Origin of the sequence: Pseudomonas sp. PB101 (assembly GCF_009764265.1) — a bacterium.
GTDB lineage: Bacteria > Pseudomonadota > Gammaproteobacteria > Pseudomonadales > Pseudomonadaceae > Aquipseudomonas.
Genome location: NZ_RWIR01000008.1, coordinates 1 through 14029 on the forward strand (window position 1 = coordinate 1; position 14029 = coordinate 14029).

Genomic DNA, 14029 nt, shown 5'->3' on the forward strand with positions numbered 1-14029 from the left:
GAACCTGTAGGAGCCGGCTTGCTGGCGATGGCGATCCCAAATACGCCATCGCCAGCAAGCCGGCTCCTACAAAGATGCGACCGTGCCGATTTCAATTTCTTCACCGAGGTAGACCATGCCTGAAGCCTATATCGTCGACGCCCTGCGCACGCCCACCGGGCGGCGCAAGGGTGGTCTGAGCCAGATTCACGCCGCCGACCTGGGCGCCCATGTGTTGCGTGCGCTGGTCGAGCGCAACGACATTCCCGACGAGGATTACGATGACGTGATCTTCGGTTGCGTCGACACCATCGGCCCGCTGGCCGGGGACATCGCCCGCACCAGCTGGCTGGCGGCCGGCCTGTCGCAATCGGTGCCGGGCACCACCATCGATCGCCAGTGCGGTTCGTCCCAGCAAGCGGTGCACTTCGCCGCCCAGGCGGTGATGAGCGGCACCCAGGACGTGGTCATCGCCGGTGGCGTGCAGACCATGACCCAGATCCCGATTTCCTCGGCGATGATCGCCGCCGAACCCTTGGGCTTCACCGATCCGTTCAGCGGTTCCGAAGGCTGGGTGCGGCGCTACGGCGCGCAACCGCCGACGCAGTTCCGTTCGGCGCAGATGATTGCGGAAAAGTGGGACCTGTCCCGGGCGCAACTTGAAGCCTATTCGCTTGAGTCCCATCGACGTGCCTTGCAGGCCATCGAGCAAGGCCGCTTCAACCGCGAGATCGTGCCGCTGGCCGGTGTGCTGCATGACGAAACCCCGCGCCAGACCAGCCTGGAAAAAATGGCCGAGCTGGAATACCTGTTCGGCTGCGACCGGGTCACCGCCGCGGTGTCGAGCCAGACCTGCGACGCGGCCAGCGCGATGCTGATCGTCTCGCAAGCGGCGCTCAAGCGTTACGGCCTGACGCCACGGGCACGCATCCATCACCTGAGCGTACGCGCCGAAGATCCGATCTGGATGCTCACCGCGCCGATCCCGGCCACTGCCTACGCACTCAAGCGCGCCGGCATGAAGCTTGAAGACATCGACCGGGTGGAGATCAACGAAGCCTTCGCCTCGGTGGCCATGGCCTGGTTGAAAGAGACCGGTTATCCCCATGAACAGACCAACGTCAACGGCGGCGCGATTGCCCTCGGCCATCCGCTGGGCGCCACCGGCACCCGCTTGATGTGCACCTTGCTGCATGAGCTGGAACGCAGCGGTGGCCGTTATGGCCTGCAGACCATGTGCGAAGGCGGCGGTCAGGCCAACGTGACGATCATCGAACGCTTGTAAACCAGGATGCACACCGATCCTACAGAGATTTGTGCTGTGATGAATTTTAAGGAATAACCCTATGAAAATCTGTGAAAACCGCGTCGTGATTATCACCGGTGCCGGCGGTGGTCTGGGCCGTGCCTACGCGCTGGCCTTCGCCGCCGAAGGCGCGAAAGTGGTGGTCAACGACATCAATCGCGAAGCGGCGCTGGCCGTGGTCGGCGAAATCCTCGGCCAGGGCGGCAGTGCCGTGGCCAACAGCGACGACATCACCCGCTACGACTCGGCGGGGCTGATCGTACGCCAGGCCATCGAAACCTTCGGCGACTTGAACGTGGTGGTCAACAACGCCGGCATCTGCCGCGACCGCATGTTCGCCAGCCTCAGCGAAGCCGACTGGGACGCCGTGGTTGCGGTGCACCTGAAAGGTCACTTCTGCATTTCCAGCCACGCCGTGAAGTACTGGCGCGAGCAGGTCAAGGGCGGTGCGAAGGTCGATGCGCGGATCATCAACACCAGCTCCGGCGCCGGTCTGCAGGGCTCCATCGGTCAATCCAACTACGCGGCGGCCAAGGGCGGCATTGCTTCGCTGACGCTGGTTCAGGCCGCTGAACTGCGCCGCTATGGCATCACCGCCAACGCCCTGGCTCCGGCCGCCCGGACCGGGATGACCGAGCAGGTGTTCGCCGACACCATGAAAAAGCCTGAAGAGGGCTTCGATTATTTCGCCCCGGAAAACGTCGCGCCGCTGGTGGTGTGGCTCGGTTCCGAGGCTTCCGCCGATGTCACCGGGCAGATGTTCGAAGTCGAGGGCGGCAAGTTGTCCATCGCCGACGGCTGGCGCCGTGGGCCGCAACTGGATCGCCAGGGCCGCTGGGCGGTGGGCGAGATGGGTGAAGCCGTTGCACAGTTGGTGGCTCACGCCGTTCCGGCGGCCAAAGTGTACGGCAGCTGAAAAAGTCCGGTCTCGGGAGGGCTGTGCATGGCTATAATCGGCCCCTGATGCCGATCACCTGTAGGAGCGAGCTTGCTCGCGATGAACTCCGGCGCAACGCGTTTAATCAGACAGAACGCGTTATCGTTCACGTCCATCGCGAGCAAGCTCGCTCCTACACATGACCCACGTTCCTCAACACGAGACCTGCCATGACCATTTCCCTGTACGACGCTTCCATCCCTGTTCTCCAGCAAATGCTCAACGCCCTCAGCGGCGTGCTGAAAAAGGCCGAAGCCCACGCCACCGAGAAAAACATCGACCCGAACGCGTTCCTGCAAGCGCGCCTGTTCCCGGACATGTTCCCGCTGGTGCGTCAGGTGCAGATCGCCGTTGATTTCGCCAAAGGCATTTCTTCGCGTCTGGCCGAAGTCGAACTGCCGAAGTACGACGACACCGAAACCACCTTCGCCGAGCTGCAGGCACTGATCGCCAAGGTTCTGGCCTACATCGGCGAGTTCACGCCCGAGCAGATCAACGGCAAGGAAGGCATCGAGATCGTCACCCGTCCGGGCACGCCTAAAGAGAAGCGTTTCAGCGGCCAGTCCTACCTGCTGACCTACGGCCTGCCGCAGTTCTTCTTCCACGTCACCACCACTTACGCACTGCTGCGCCACAACGGCGTGGAAGTGGGCAAGCGCGACTACATGGGCGCGTTCTAAACCGTCCGGGTACAAAAAAGCCCGCCAAGGTTTGCGCCTTGGCGGGCTTTTTTTTTCATGCATGCATTTGTTGCAAATACACCGCCGACCCTGTGGGAGCGGGCTTGCCCGCGATGGCGGTGTAACCTTCAACATTGATGTTGACTGACCCACCGCTATCGCGAGCAAGCTCGCTCCCACAGGGGGAGTGTCAGGCCAATCGTTCTGCCTTTGCCTCTTCACCCAGGCAAGCCGCCGCGGTGAACAGCACGTCGGTGGAGGAGTTCAGCGCGGTTTCCGCCGAGTCCTGCAACACGCCGATGATGAAGCCGACCGCCACCACCTGCATGGCGATTTCGCTCGGGATGCCGAACAGGCTGCACGCCAGCGGAATCAGCAGCAGCGAACCACCGGCCACACCCGACGCGCCGCAGGCGCAGATTGCCGCGACGACACTGAGCAGGATCGCGGTCGGGATGTCCACCGCGATGCCCAGGGTGTGCACGGCTGCCAGACTCAGCACGGTAATGGTGATCGCCGCGCCGGCCATGTTGATGGTTGCGCCCAGCGGGATCGATACCGAATAGGTGTCTTCGTGCAGGCCCAGACGCTTGCTCAATTCCAGGTTGACCGGAATGTTCGCCGCCGAGCTGCGGGTGAAGAACGCGGTGATGCCGCTCTCGCGCAGGCAGGTCAGGACCAGCGGGTACGGGTTGCGACGCAGTTTCCAGAAAACGATGAGCGGGTTCATCACCAGCGCCACGAACAACATGCAGCCGAGCAGCACGGCCAGCAGGTGCGCGTAGCCGAGCAGGGCGCCGAAGCCGGAGGTGGCGAGCGTCGAGGCCACCAGGCCGAAGATGCCCAGCGGGGCGAAGCTGATCACCAGGCGCACGATCACCGTCACGCCGTTGGACAGGTCGCCCAGCACTTCACGGGTGGTGTCGCCGGCATGGCGAATGGCGATGCCCATGCCGATGGCCCACGCCAGGATGCCGATGAAGTTGGCGTTCATCAGGGCGCTGACCGGATTGTCGACCACGCTCAGCAACAGGCTTTGCAGCACTTCGCCGATGCCGCCTGGCGCCGTGACAGCGACGTCCTGGGTCGACAGCACCAGGTTCGACGGGAACATCATGCTGGCAACCACCGCGACCACGGCGGCGGCGAAAGTGCCCAGCAGATACAGGAACAGAATCGGCCGGATGTGGGTTTCCTGGCCGTGCTTGTGGTTGGCAATGGAGGCCATGACCAGCACGAACACCAGAATCGGCGCGACCGCTTTGAGTGCCGAGACAAACACTTTGCCGATGAACGCGGTGGATTTCGCCGCTTCAGGCGCAACCAGGGCCAGGGCAATACCGGCGATCAGGCCGATCACGATCTGTGTGACCAGGCTCAGGCGTTTAAGGCGTTGCAATAGAGAAGGGGATGAAGCAGTCATAAAACGGCATCTCTGATTTTTTATAAATGCATGATTTCGCAGGCTTGCGGCAACAAGCAGGGCAGGCCGCAGGCGGGAAACCGAGGGGCGCGGACTTTATCACAACGTGGGAATGATCTTTCAGACCTGTGACGAACTGCCACCCCGGCATTCAACGCGAATTGCAGGTTCGTGCAACCGCATCCGGACACACTCTGCTAAGATTCGCCATCCTCATTTTCATGTCTGCCAGTGAGCCTCCGGGCTATCGCTGGTGCTGTCGTTTTCTGGAGTTTTGCATGCTGTTGCCCATTCTTCTGTTGTCCGCCGCCGGTTTCACGGTGCTGACCACGGAGTTCGTCATCGTCGGCCTGTTGCCGGCCATCGCCCGGGACCTGGACGTCAGCATCCCGCAGGCCGGTTTGCTGGTGACCCTGTTCGCCTTCACCGTGGCCGCGTTCGGGCCGTTCCTGACGGCGTACTTCGCCCGCTTCGAACGGCGCAAGCTGTTTATCTCGGTGCTGATCATGTTTGGTCTGGCCAACACCCTGGCGGCGCTGGCGCCGAATATCTGGGTGATGGCGTTTGCCCGCTTGATCCCGGCGCTGGGGCTGCCGGTGTTCTGGGCGCTGGCCAGCGAGACGGCGGTGGACATCGTCGGGCCGGATTATGCCGGTCGTGCCATCGCCAAGATCGGCTTCGGCATTGTCTGCGCCACGGTGTTCGGCATTCCGGTGGGCACGCTGATCTCCGATGCGTTCGGCTGGCGCAGTGCCTTCGCGATTCTGGCGGTCATCGCCTTCGCCAAGGCGTTGCTGCTGTTCATCTACCTGCCGAGAACGAATCTGCACCAGCACCAGGTCAGCTTCCGCTCGCAGTTCAAGATCCTGCGCAGCCCGCTGATGCTGGGGCATGTGCTGCTGTCAGTGATTGTGTTCAGCGGCATGTTCACCGCCTACACCTACCTGGCGGACATTCTCGAGCGCCTGGCCGGTTTCAACGGCACGGTGGTCGGCTGGTGCCTGATGGGCTTCGGCGCGGTCGGGTTGATCGGCAACTCCCTGGGCGGTCGGGCGGTGGATCGTCATCCGCTGATGGCGTCGATGATGTTCTGCGCGTTCATGATTGCCGGCCTGGTGGCGCTGGTGCCGAACATCCATTCGCCGCTCGGTCTGGCGGCGGCGATGGGCATCTGGGGCGTGACCCAGGCGGCATTGTTCCTGGTCAGCCATGTGCGCCTGATGAAAGCCGCGCCCGAAGCGCCGGCGTTTGCCGCGTCGCTCAACATCGCCGGGGCCAACCTCGGTATCGGCCTGGGCGCGATGATCGGCGGCCGGGTGATCGACAGCGTCGGCCTGCAAGGCCTTGGCTTTGCAGCCGCCGCTTTCATTCTGGCGTCGATCCTGTTGGCCATCGCCCTGATGACTTTCAAGCCGCGCGAAGAAATCACAGCGCTGTAAACAGCTCGCGGCGGGCACCTTCGGTAATGGCGACAATGCCGGGGTGCTTGACCTTGCGATCCACCGAGATGGCATAGAACGACTCGCTCACCGCGTCAGTCTGGCCAATCACCTCCACGGCGCATTGGCGCTGCACCTCATCGGCAATCACGCTCGGGCCGATGAAGATTCCGCTGCCGGATTGGCCGAAGGCCTGCATCAGGGCGCTGTCGTCGAATTCGCCGACAATCTGCGGCTGCACCTGTTGCTCGGCGAACCAGCGTTGCAAACGGCTGCGCACCACGGTTTCCGGGCCGGGAATCAGCAGCGGCGCACCGTGCAGATTGCGCGGGAAGTTGCGTCCGTAACGTGCCGCCAGCTCAGGGGTGGCGAAGAAACTGATCCCGCACTCACCGAGTTTCTGGCTGTAGCCCTTGATGTCCAGGTGCGACGGCATCGGGCTGTCGGAAATCACCAGGTCCAGGCGCTGGATCGCCAGGTCGGCGAGCAGGCGTTCCAGCTTGTCTTCGCGACAGGTGATGCGCAGCGGTTCGCTGAGCTCCATGGTCGGCGCGATCAGGCGATAGACGATGGACTTGGGCACCACGTCGGCCACACCGACGCGAAACAGAATCTGCTGCTCATTGGGTTGTGCCCGCAGCATCAGTTCCAGTTCGCCCCCCAGCTGAAACATTTGCTCGGCGTAGGGCAGGGCCTGGCGTCCGGCCTCGGTCAGCTCGAGTTGCCGCCCGACACGTCGAAACAATTCAACGCCGTAAGTCTGTTCGAGCAGTGATATCTGCCCGCTGATGGTTTGTGGCGTGAGGTTCAGTTGCTCACAGGCGCGCACGATGCTGCCGGTTTTGGCCACCACCCAGAAGTAATGCAATTGCCGATAGTTGAGCATGGCGGTCTACAGTTCGTAAAAACCGAAGTATAACCGCTGAAAATACGAATTTTACTGAAGTATTCATTTCCCTAGAATGCATCGCTATCAACGGGCCATCGTTTCGGTCCCGTTTGTTCTATCGAGGAAAGCATCATGACGCTGAAAACCACGGCACTGCTGATTACGTCTTTACTGGTACTGGCCGGTTGCGACCAGGCCGAGAAAAGCGCGCAGCAATTGATGGGCAAGGCTGCCGAAAGCGCCAAACAGGCGATCGACGATACCCACAAGGCCGCCGAGCAAGCGCTCAGCGACGCCACCGGTGGGTTGATCAGCAAAAAAGAATCATCGGAACAAGAAACGGAAAAAACCGAATCTTCCTCCCAGGAAATCTAAACCGCATTACAACGAGTCAGGACTGACCCATGGATTACCTTTTACAACTTGCCGCCAGCCCCACCGCCTGGGTCGCCCTGGCCACCCTGATCGTGATGGAGATCGTGCTCGGCATCGATAACCTGATCTTCATCTCGATCCTGACCAACAAGCTGCCTTTGCACAATCGGCAGCGGGCACGGCGCATTGGTATCGGCATGGCGTTGATCCTGCGCCTGGGCTTGCTGAGCACCATCGCGTTCATCGTGCAGTTGACCGCGCCGGTGATCGAGATTCTCGGCCACGCGTTCTCCTGGAAAGACATGATCCTGATCGCCGGTGGCCTGTTCCTGTTGTGGAAGGCGACCACCGAGATCCATCACAGCATGGACCCGGCACCGGAAGATCCGAAGACGGCGACCTCGACCGTGACCCTGGGCTTCGCTGCCGCGATCGGTCAGATCCTGATGCTGGACATGGTGTTCTCCATCGACAGCATCATTACCGCTGTCGGCATGACCGAGCATTTGCCGATCATGGTCATCGCAGTGGTGGTGTCGGTGCTGGTGATGTTGCTGGCGGCTGATCCGCTGGCCAAGTTCATCAACGACAACCCGACGGTGGTGATGCTGGCCCTGGGCTTCCTGATCATGATCGGCATGACGCTGATCGCCGAAGGCTTCGGCGCCCATGTACCGAAAGGCTACGTGTATGCGGCCATGGCGTTCTCGGCTGCGATCGAGGTGTTGAACATGATGTCCCGCCGGGCCCGGCAGAAGCAGGTCAACGCTGACGCTTGACGGTAGATGAATGCGAAACGGCCGCCTGTACCCAGGCGGCCGTTTTCGTTTGTGCGAGGCAAAAAACTTGTCAGTGCGCGTTGGCGTGCGGGCTGGGCGTCTCTTCCGGCGCCGTTGCTGGCGGGGCAGGGTGATGGTGGCGGCGAGTAATGCGCAGTACGCCCCACAGCATGGCGGCGGCTACCGCCAGCCAGCCGCTTATCAACATCACAATGATCATGGTCAGGCTCATTTGTGCCTCCTCTTTGCCCTGCCGCGGGCACACACAGCTTCGCAGTTGCCTCGTTAGAGAACAGTCTAGCCTTTGCAGCATTTCAGGCTATTGACCGAAAGTCGGCAGCCACCAATCAGTTCGCTCTATCGAATGCACTCCACTGCTGTTTAGAGCTATACCGTAGGGGCGCGGCGACCTATGATCGACGACCCAGCCGGGAATGGGATTGCCTGGCGTCTGAACCTGAACAAGAGAGAGCGGATGGTGCGGGTATTTTCTCGAATTTTGTCGGCCATGCTGATAGCCGGTTGTGTTGCAGGTCTGGCGGGCTGCGCCGGGAGCGTTGCGCCCGAGATCAAGCGTTTGCCGGAGCGCGTCGAACTCAGCGGTCGATTCTACCGGGGCGAGGCCTATCAAAGCGGGCCGCAGGTATTGGCCAGCATGCTGTCCCAGCAGGGCATCGTGATTACCCCTGGCCTGCTCGACAAACCCTTGCATTTGCCGGGGGGTGAAGCGCAGTTGCAACAGAACATGCAGAACCTGGCCCGCGAGTACGGGATGGTCGTGTATCCCCTCGACAGCAATCTTGCGGCCTTGTTGACCCAGGTCGCCGCCGGTTACCCGGTGATGGTGCGCTTCACCGAGGGCTCGGCGATGTGGGCCGAACCGCGTTACGCCATTCTGGCCGGCTACAACCGCCAGAAGCAGACGGTATTGCTGCGCGCCGGGATGAATCGCCGCGAACTGATGAGCTTCAGCGCCTTCGAGTCGGCGTTCAAGGAGGCCGGTGGTTGGGCGGTGCTGATCCAGAACCCGACGCAGATCCCCGCTCAGGTCGATCAGCAGCGCTGGCTCAAGGCCGCCAACGATGTCGCCCAGGCCGGTCAGGAGCAAGCAGCCGCCAAGGCGAAAAAAGCCTTGGCCGCGCACTGAGTCCGTTGGTCACCCGACGGGCACCATCGCCCGTCGACAGCCTCTGATCTTTCAAGGCCCGTAACATCATCCGGGCCGCGATCAGGAGGCACCCATGGCTCATTCCACTACGCCCGTCGGTCCCCACTCGTCTGAGCATTCGTCTGGCGATGAGCTGGGTTTCGATCCCGATTCCCCGGACCTTGCCGATCCTCAGGTCGACCCGATCGGGCCCGCCAAGGCACCGAGGGACGTGAAGCCGGGTGACAACCCCAAGGCTCCGGCCAAGCCCTACGATCCACTGGGTGATCTGAAACCTTAGGTCCAATGGAGGTGCGTATGTCTACTGATTCCAGTTTCGACGATAAACGTCCGGAAACCGTCCCCACTACCCCACAAGAGGACATCGACCCGGTGCTGGACCCGGACAGCCCGCTGCGTGATCCCCTGGCACGGCCGACAGTGGTGCCAACCGAGCATCCCCAGGGCTGGCGAGACCCGAGCAAAGGGGATGGCATCCCGGATGACGACCAGATGCCGCTGCCCAACGACTGACGTTGCGACGAAAAAAAGCCCCGAATGTCCGGGGCTTTTTCATGCCTTTCAGCAAGGTTACTTCGACGCTTCAACCACGCCGCTCTGACGCTGCTTGAGGTTCTTGTCTGCCTTGTACTGCAAGGCCACGGAAGGCACGTCCGCGCTCTTTCCGCTCTCTACCCAATTTCGCATGCGCGTGGCATCGGCAAAATGGGTGTACTTGCCATAGGCGTCAAGGATCACCAGGGCCACCGGGCGGTTACCCATTCGGGTCACCAGCACCAGGCAGTGACCGGCTTCGTTGGTGAAACCGGTTTTCGTCAGCTGGATGTCCCAGTCCGGCTTGCGGACCAGATGGTCGGTGTTGCGGAAACCCAGGCTGTAGTTCGGTTTTCGGAACGAGACGGTTTTTTCCTTGGTCGTGCTCAGTTCGGTCAGCAGCGGGTATTTGTGCGCGGCGATCAACAGTTTGCTCAAGTCGCGAGCGGTCGACACGTTGCGCGGTGAAAGCCCGGTCGGTTCGACGAAGTGCGTGTTGGTCATGCCCAGTGCCCGGGCCTTGGCGTTCATTGCAGCAATGAACGCGGCATAGCCACCCGGATAGTGGTGCGCCAGAGTGGCGGCGGCGCGGTTTTCCGAGGACATCAGGGCAATCAGCAGCATTTCCCGGCGCGGCAGTTCGCTGCGCAGCTTGACCCGGGAGAACACACCTTTCATTTCCGGTGTGTCGCTGATGTTGACGTCGATGTATTCGTCCATGTTCTGCCGGGACTCAACCACGACCAGGCCCGTCATCAACTTGCTGACGGAAGCGATCGGCACCACCACGTCGGGATTGCTGGCATAGATGACTTTGTTGGTCTGCATGTCCAGCAGCAGGGAGCTACCGGAAGCGAGCTTGAGTGACTTGGTATCTCGCGGCGCAGCGGTGGTTTCGCCAGCGCTGGCGATTGGCGTGATGAAAGTCCCTGCAACTGCAATAAATAGGCTCAGGATGGAAAGACGGATTTTCACGCTGGCAGACTCGTAAAGTGTTGATAAGCCGTTTTGTAACGGGCTGTTACCTGAAAAGCGCGACATTCTGGAGTATGGCTGAATAACTGTCGATGGTTGTTCAAGTAACAGGTGAAAGTCCTGAGAAACATGAAAAATAAGTCATTTTCCGTCGGGTGGTCGAGCTTGTTTCGCAGGCAAAAAGAACCCCGCCAAGGGGCGGGGTTCTTTGATTCGCTGCCGGCGGCTGCGGTGAAACTCAGCCGTGCAGGGTTTCGGCGGCGTACAGGGTGTTTTCCAGCAGGCAGGCACGGGTCATCGGGCCAACGCCACCCGGCACCGGAGTGATCCAGCCGGCGCGGGGCAGGGCGGTTTCGTAGATCACGTCGCCGACCAGCTTGCCGTCGTCCTGGCGGTTGATGCCGACATCGATCACGATCGCGCCTTCCTTGATCCATTCGCCCTTGACCAGGCCCGGCTTGCCGGCGGCGACGACGACCAGGTCCGCACGGCCGACATGGCCCGCCAGGTCCTTGGTAAAGCGGTGGGTGACCGTCACGGTGCAACCGGCCAGCAACAATTCCATAGCCATCGGGCGGCCAACGATATTGGATGCTCCGACGACCACGGCATTCATCCCGTAAAGATCGGCACCGGTGCTTTCCAGCAGGGTCATGATGCCTTTGGGGGTGCATGGGCGCAGCAGTGGAATGCGCTGGGCCAGGCGACCGACGTTATAAGGATGGAACCCGTCGACGTCTTTGTCCGGACGAATGCGCTCCAGCAGTTTGGAGGCATCCAGGTGTTCGGGAAGCGGAAGCTGAAGCAGAACGCCGTCGATCGCCGGATCGTCGTTCAGGCGATCGATCAGCTCGGTCAGCGCTTCTTGAGTGGTTTCGGAAGGCAGGTCATAAGCTTGGGATAGAAAGCCGACCTCTTCACAGTCTTTACGCTTGTGCGAGACATAAACCTGAGAGGCAGGATCGCTGCCGACCAGGATCACCGCGAGGCCGGGCGTGCGCAGGCCTTGCTGGCGACGCTCGGTGACACGTTGGGCGATCTGCTGGCGCAGGCTGGCGGCGATCGATTTGCCGTCGATTAGTTGTGCAGTCATTGCGCGTGATTAACCATCGAGAGGGGAAAAAAAGAGAACGCATTCTCGCATGTCATGCGGTGAGGGCAAAGGCGCTTGGTCTGCAAATTCCCCTAACTCCTTTAATTAAATGAATTTTTTTTAAAAAGGATTTGACGACCTTCGGGGGGCTCTATACTATTCGTCGCACTTGTCGGGCACAGCCTAGCACTGGTTAAGAAGGTTGAGCGGGATTACGGTTCTGCAAGACTGGAAAGCACTTAGTTTGTAGTCCTCCAAGGGTACAGCTAACAAGGCGCCCGTAGCTCAGCTGGATAGAGCATCCGCCTTCTAAGCGGATGGTCGCAGGTTCGAGTCCTGCCGGGTGCGCCATTAGGCAACTTTGGCACAAGTAGCGCGATATGGTGGGCGTAGCTCAGTTGGTAGAGCACGGGATTGTGACTCCCGTTGTCGTGGGTTCGATCCCCATCGTCCACCCCATATTTCGAAAGGCGCCAGATTAACAGTCTGGCGCCTTTGCTTTAAAGGCTTCACCCGCGGATGTGGTGGAATTGGTAGACACACTGGATTTAGGTTCCAGCGCCGCGAGGCGTAAGAGTTCGAGTCTCTTCATCCGCACCAATTAAAGCTTCACTCAGGTCTTTGGCCTGGCTGGAGCTTGATAAAGAAGTTGTTTGGCTTCTTTAACAGGCAATATGGTGGGCGTAGCTCAGTTGGTAGAGCACGGGATTGTGACTCCCGTTGTCGTGGGTTCGATCCCCATCGTCCACCCCATATTTCGAAAGGCGCCAGATTGAAAAGTCTGGCGCCTTTTTTGTTTCGGCGGCCGCCGGTTGCGGGTCGCAGGGGCAGGGCGTTTCGTCGTATTTATGTTTCTCGATGATGCTGCCCTGTCCGCCGGTCTTGCGTGCGAGAACGGCTGTCGGGGAGATGATTGGCGACCTCTTCCATATAGAGAAAGGTCGGCGCAGAGCCCTGGCGTGATTGGTTGTATTTGCCATCGGGGCGAGGTGCATTCGTGCATTCGCACCTATAAATTGCCTGCTGTTTTTTTACCCGTTTTCAGTAGGGTGACTTCTTGAGTTTGACCCACTAGAATGCATGCCCTTGATTCTGGGGTCGGAAACGGCCGGCTAACGTCTGTGCAACGAGGAATATCCATGCAAGTTTCTGTTGAAAATACTACTGCTCTTGAGCGCCGCATGAGCGTCACCGTGCCGGCTGAGCGCATCGAGAGCCAGGTCAACAAGCGTCTGCAGCAGACCGCCCAAAAGGCCAAGATTGCTGGCTTCCGTCCAGGCAAAGTGCCAATGAGCGAAATCAAGCGCCGTTTCGGTGCCGACGCTCGCCAGGAAGCTGTAGGCGACGTGATCCAGTCTTCCTTCTACGAAGCTGTGGTTGAGCAGAAGCTGAACCCGGCTGGTCAGCCTTCGATCGAGCCAAAATCCCTGGAAGCTGGCAAGGACCTGGAATACGTAGCCGTATTCGAAGTGTTCCCTGAGTTCACCGTTGCCGGTTTCGAAGGCATCACCGTCGAGCGTCTGAGCGCTGACGTGACTGACGCCGATCTGGACAAGATGCTGGACATCCTGCGCAAACAGAACACCCGTTTCGAAGTGGCCGATCGCGCTGCCCAGAACGAAGACCAGCTGAACATCGACTTCGTCGGCAAGGTCGACGGTGAAGTGTTCGCCAACGGTACTGGCAAAGGTGTCCAGCTGGTTCTGGGTTCCGGCCGCATGATCCCTGGTTTCGAAGAAGGCCTGGTTGGCGCCAAGGCCGGTGAAGAGCGCGTTCTGAACCTGGCCTTCCCGGAGGCCTACCAGGATCTGGATCTGGCTGGCAAAGCCGCCGAGTTCACCGTGACCGTCAACACTGTTTCCGAGCCAAAGCTGCCAGAACTGACAGAAGAATTCTTCGCTCAATTCGGCATCAAGGAAACCGGTCTGGAAGGCTTCCGCACCGAAGTTCGCAAGAACATGGAGCGCGAGCTGCGTCAGGCGATCAAATCCAAGGTCAAGAATCAGGTAATGGACGGTCTGCTGGCCACCAACCCGATCGAAGTGCCAAAGGCTCTGCTGTCCAACGAAGTTGACCGTCTGCGCGTGCAGGCTGTTCAGCAGTTCGGCGGCAACATCAAGCCTGACCAACTGCCGGCCGAGCTGTTCGAAGAACAAGCCAAGCGTCGCGTAGTGCTGGGCCTGATCGTGGCTGAAGTGGTCAAGCAGTTCGACCTCAAGCCTGACGAAACCCGCGTTCGCGAGATGATTCAGGAAATGGCTTCGGCCTACCAGGAGCCTGAGCAGGTTGTGTCCTGGTACTACAAAAACGACCAGCAACTGAACGAAGTTCGTTCGGTTGTGCTGGAAGAGCAAGTTGTGGATACTGTTCTGCAGAAAGCTAGCGTGACCGACAAATCGGTCTCTTACGAAGAAGCGGTCAAGCCGGTAGAAGCACCACAAGCCGACTGATC

15 protein-coding genes and 4 tRNA genes are annotated in these 14029 nt (G+C 60.3%); 14 read left to right on the top strand and 5 right to left on the bottom strand.

Annotation, left to right across the window (positions count from 1 at the left end):
* Positions 1-115: 115 nt before the first annotated feature.
* The 3 genes from EI969_RS02620 (at position 116) to EI969_RS02630 (ending at position 2902) form a co-directional block, all read left to right on the top strand.
* Complete coding sequence (locus EI969_RS02620) at positions 116-1264, top strand: acetyl-CoA C-acetyltransferase (RefSeq protein WP_160385799.1); 1149 nt, start codon at positions 116-118, stop codon at positions 1262-1264.
* Between the two features lie 61 nt (positions 1265-1325).
* A complete protein-coding gene (locus EI969_RS02625; RefSeq protein WP_160385800.1) occupies positions 1326-2201 on the top strand; it encodes an SDR family oxidoreductase in 876 nt (291 codons plus the stop codon).
* Positions 2202-2392: 191 nt separating this feature from the next.
* Positions 2393-2902 carry a DUF1993 family protein gene (locus EI969_RS02630; RefSeq protein ID WP_056722346.1) on the top strand — a complete coding sequence of 170 codons (510 nt, stop codon included), beginning with the start codon at positions 2393-2395 and terminating at the stop codon, positions 2900-2902.
* A 190-nt stretch (positions 2903-3092) separates the two neighbouring features.
* Here the strand turns inward: EI969_RS02630 and sstT are convergent, their stop codons facing one another.
* Positions 3093-4325 (bottom strand): serine/threonine transporter SstT, encoded by a 1233-nt coding sequence (sstT, locus tag EI969_RS02635; RefSeq protein ID WP_160385801.1) that lies wholly within the window; start codon positions 4323-4325, stop codon positions 3093-3095.
* A 278-nt stretch (positions 4326-4603) separates the two neighbouring features.
* Here sstT and EI969_RS02640 point away from each other — a divergent pair, with 278 nt between their 5' ends.
* On the top strand, positions 4604-5764 hold the full coding sequence (locus EI969_RS02640) for an MFS transporter (RefSeq protein WP_160385802.1): 1161 nt from the start codon (positions 4604-4606) through the stop codon (positions 5762-5764).
* Here the strand turns inward: EI969_RS02640 and nhaR are convergent.
* Entirely contained in the window at positions 5751-6650 is a 900-nt protein-coding gene (gene nhaR, locus EI969_RS02645; RefSeq protein ID WP_160385803.1) for a transcriptional activator NhaR, read from the bottom strand. The genes EI969_RS02640 and nhaR overlap by 14 nt on opposite strands.
* Positions 6651-6785: 135 nt before the next feature.
* On the opposite strand from nhaR, the gene EI969_RS02650 reads away from it, so the two are divergent.
* Together EI969_RS02650 and EI969_RS02655 are read left to right on the top strand one after the other, a co-directional pair.
* A complete protein-coding gene (locus EI969_RS02650) occupies positions 6786-7028 on the top strand; it encodes a hypothetical protein (protein WP_160385804.1) in 243 nt (80 codons plus the stop codon).
* A 29-nt stretch (positions 7029-7057) separates the two neighbouring features.
* Positions 7058-7807: a TerC family protein gene (locus tag EI969_RS02655; protein WP_160385805.1), complete on the top strand. Its 750-nt coding sequence runs from the start codon at positions 7058-7060 to the stop codon at positions 7805-7807.
* A gap of 70 nt (positions 7808-7877) precedes the next feature.
* Here EI969_RS02655 and EI969_RS30195 read toward each other — a convergent pair whose 3' ends face one another.
* A complete protein-coding gene (locus tag EI969_RS30195) occupies positions 7878-8039 on the bottom strand; it encodes a hypothetical protein (RefSeq protein ID WP_178120526.1) in 162 nt (53 codons plus the stop codon).
* A 180-nt stretch (positions 8040-8219) separates the two neighbouring features.
* Between EI969_RS30195 and EI969_RS02660 the strand changes: the two genes are divergently transcribed.
* The 3 genes from EI969_RS02660 to EI969_RS02670 all read left to right on the top strand — a co-directional run bounded on the left by EI969_RS02660 (position 8220) and on the right by EI969_RS02670 (position 9488).
* A complete protein-coding gene (locus EI969_RS02660; protein ID WP_160385806.1) occupies positions 8220-8954 on the top strand; it encodes a peptidase C39 family protein in 735 nt (244 codons plus the stop codon).
* A gap of 94 nt (positions 8955-9048) precedes the next feature.
* Complete coding sequence (locus EI969_RS02665) at positions 9049-9255, top strand: DUF6021 family protein (protein WP_015094297.1); 207 nt, start codon at positions 9049-9051, stop codon at positions 9253-9255.
* Between the two features lie 17 nt (positions 9256-9272).
* Positions 9273-9488: a hypothetical protein gene (locus EI969_RS02670; protein ID WP_150715922.1), complete on the top strand. Its 216-nt coding sequence runs from the start codon at positions 9273-9275 to the stop codon at positions 9486-9488.
* Between the two features lie 57 nt (positions 9489-9545).
* Here the strand turns inward: EI969_RS02670 and pbpG are convergent, their stop codons facing one another.
* Together pbpG and folD are read right to left on the bottom strand one after the other, a co-directional pair.
* A complete protein-coding gene (gene pbpG, locus EI969_RS02675) occupies positions 9546-10484 on the bottom strand; it encodes a D-alanyl-D-alanine endopeptidase (protein ID WP_160385807.1) in 939 nt (312 codons plus the stop codon).
* A gap of 238 nt (positions 10485-10722) precedes the next feature.
* Positions 10723-11577 carry a bifunctional methylenetetrahydrofolate dehydrogenase/methenyltetrahydrofolate cyclohydrolase FolD gene (folD, locus tag EI969_RS02680; RefSeq protein WP_150715924.1) on the bottom strand — a complete coding sequence of 285 codons (855 nt, stop codon included), beginning with the start codon at positions 11575-11577 and terminating at the stop codon, positions 10723-10725.
* Positions 11578-11851: 274 nt separating this feature from the next.
* Here folD and EI969_RS02685 point away from each other — a divergent pair.
* The 5 genes from EI969_RS02685 (at position 11852) to tig (ending at position 14027) form a co-directional block, all read left to right on the top strand.
* A tRNA-Arg gene (locus tag EI969_RS02685) sits at positions 11852-11928 on the top strand.
* A 32-nt stretch (positions 11929-11960) separates the two neighbouring features.
* Positions 11961-12036 (top strand) — tRNA-His (locus tag EI969_RS02690).
* A gap of 56 nt (positions 12037-12092) precedes the next feature.
* Positions 12093-12177, top strand: a tRNA-Leu gene (locus tag EI969_RS02695).
* 77 nt (positions 12178-12254) lie between these two features.
* Positions 12255-12330 (top strand) — tRNA-His (locus tag EI969_RS02700).
* A 386-nt stretch (positions 12331-12716) separates the two neighbouring features.
* On the top strand, positions 12717-14027 hold the full coding sequence (gene tig, locus EI969_RS02705; protein WP_160385808.1) for a trigger factor: 1311 nt from the start codon (positions 12717-12719) through the stop codon (positions 14025-14027).
* Positions 14028-14029 lie beyond the last annotated feature (2 nt).

What these genes read in the sequence shown, in the direction of transcription:
- EI969_RS30195 (WP_178120526.1), bottom strand. Translation starts at nt 8,039, where the DNA reads ATGAGCCTGACCATGATCATTGTGATGTTGATAAGCGGCTGGCTGGCG.
- EI969_RS02665 (WP_015094297.1), top strand. Translation starts at nt 9,049, where the DNA reads ATGGCTCATTCCACTACGCCCGTCGGTCCCCACTCGTCTGAGCATTCG.
- sstT (WP_160385801.1), bottom strand. Translation starts at nt 4,325, where the DNA reads ATGACTGCTTCATCCCCTTCTCTATTGCAACGCCTTAAACGCCTGAGC.
- folD (WP_150715924.1), bottom strand. Translation starts at nt 11,577, where the DNA reads ATGACTGCACAACTAATCGACGGCAAATCGATCGCCGCCAGCCTGCGC.
- EI969_RS02630 (WP_056722346.1), top strand. Translation starts at nt 2,393, where the DNA reads ATGACCATTTCCCTGTACGACGCTTCCATCCCTGTTCTCCAGCAAATG.
- EI969_RS02625 (WP_160385800.1), top strand. Translation starts at nt 1,326, where the DNA reads ATGAAAATCTGTGAAAACCGCGTCGTGATTATCACCGGTGCCGGCGGT.
- EI969_RS02640 (WP_160385802.1), top strand. Translation starts at nt 4,604, where the DNA reads ATGCTGTTGCCCATTCTTCTGTTGTCCGCCGCCGGTTTCACGGTGCTG.
- EI969_RS02650 (WP_160385804.1), top strand. Translation starts at nt 6,786, where the DNA reads ATGACGCTGAAAACCACGGCACTGCTGATTACGTCTTTACTGGTACTG.
- EI969_RS02620 (WP_160385799.1), top strand. Translation starts at nt 116, where the DNA reads ATGCCTGAAGCCTATATCGTCGACGCCCTGCGCACGCCCACCGGGCGG.
- EI969_RS02660 (WP_160385806.1), top strand. Translation starts at nt 8,220, where the DNA reads ATGATCGACGACCCAGCCGGGAATGGGATTGCCTGGCGTCTGAACCTG.
- nhaR (WP_160385803.1), bottom strand. Translation starts at nt 6,650, where the DNA reads ATGCTCAACTATCGGCAATTGCATTACTTCTGGGTGGTGGCCAAAACC.
- tig (WP_160385808.1), top strand. Translation starts at nt 12,717, where the DNA reads ATGCAAGTTTCTGTTGAAAATACTACTGCTCTTGAGCGCCGCATGAGC.
- EI969_RS02655 (WP_160385805.1), top strand. Translation starts at nt 7,058, where the DNA reads ATGGATTACCTTTTACAACTTGCCGCCAGCCCCACCGCCTGGGTCGCC.
- EI969_RS02670 (WP_150715922.1), top strand. Translation starts at nt 9,273, where the DNA reads ATGTCTACTGATTCCAGTTTCGACGATAAACGTCCGGAAACCGTCCCC.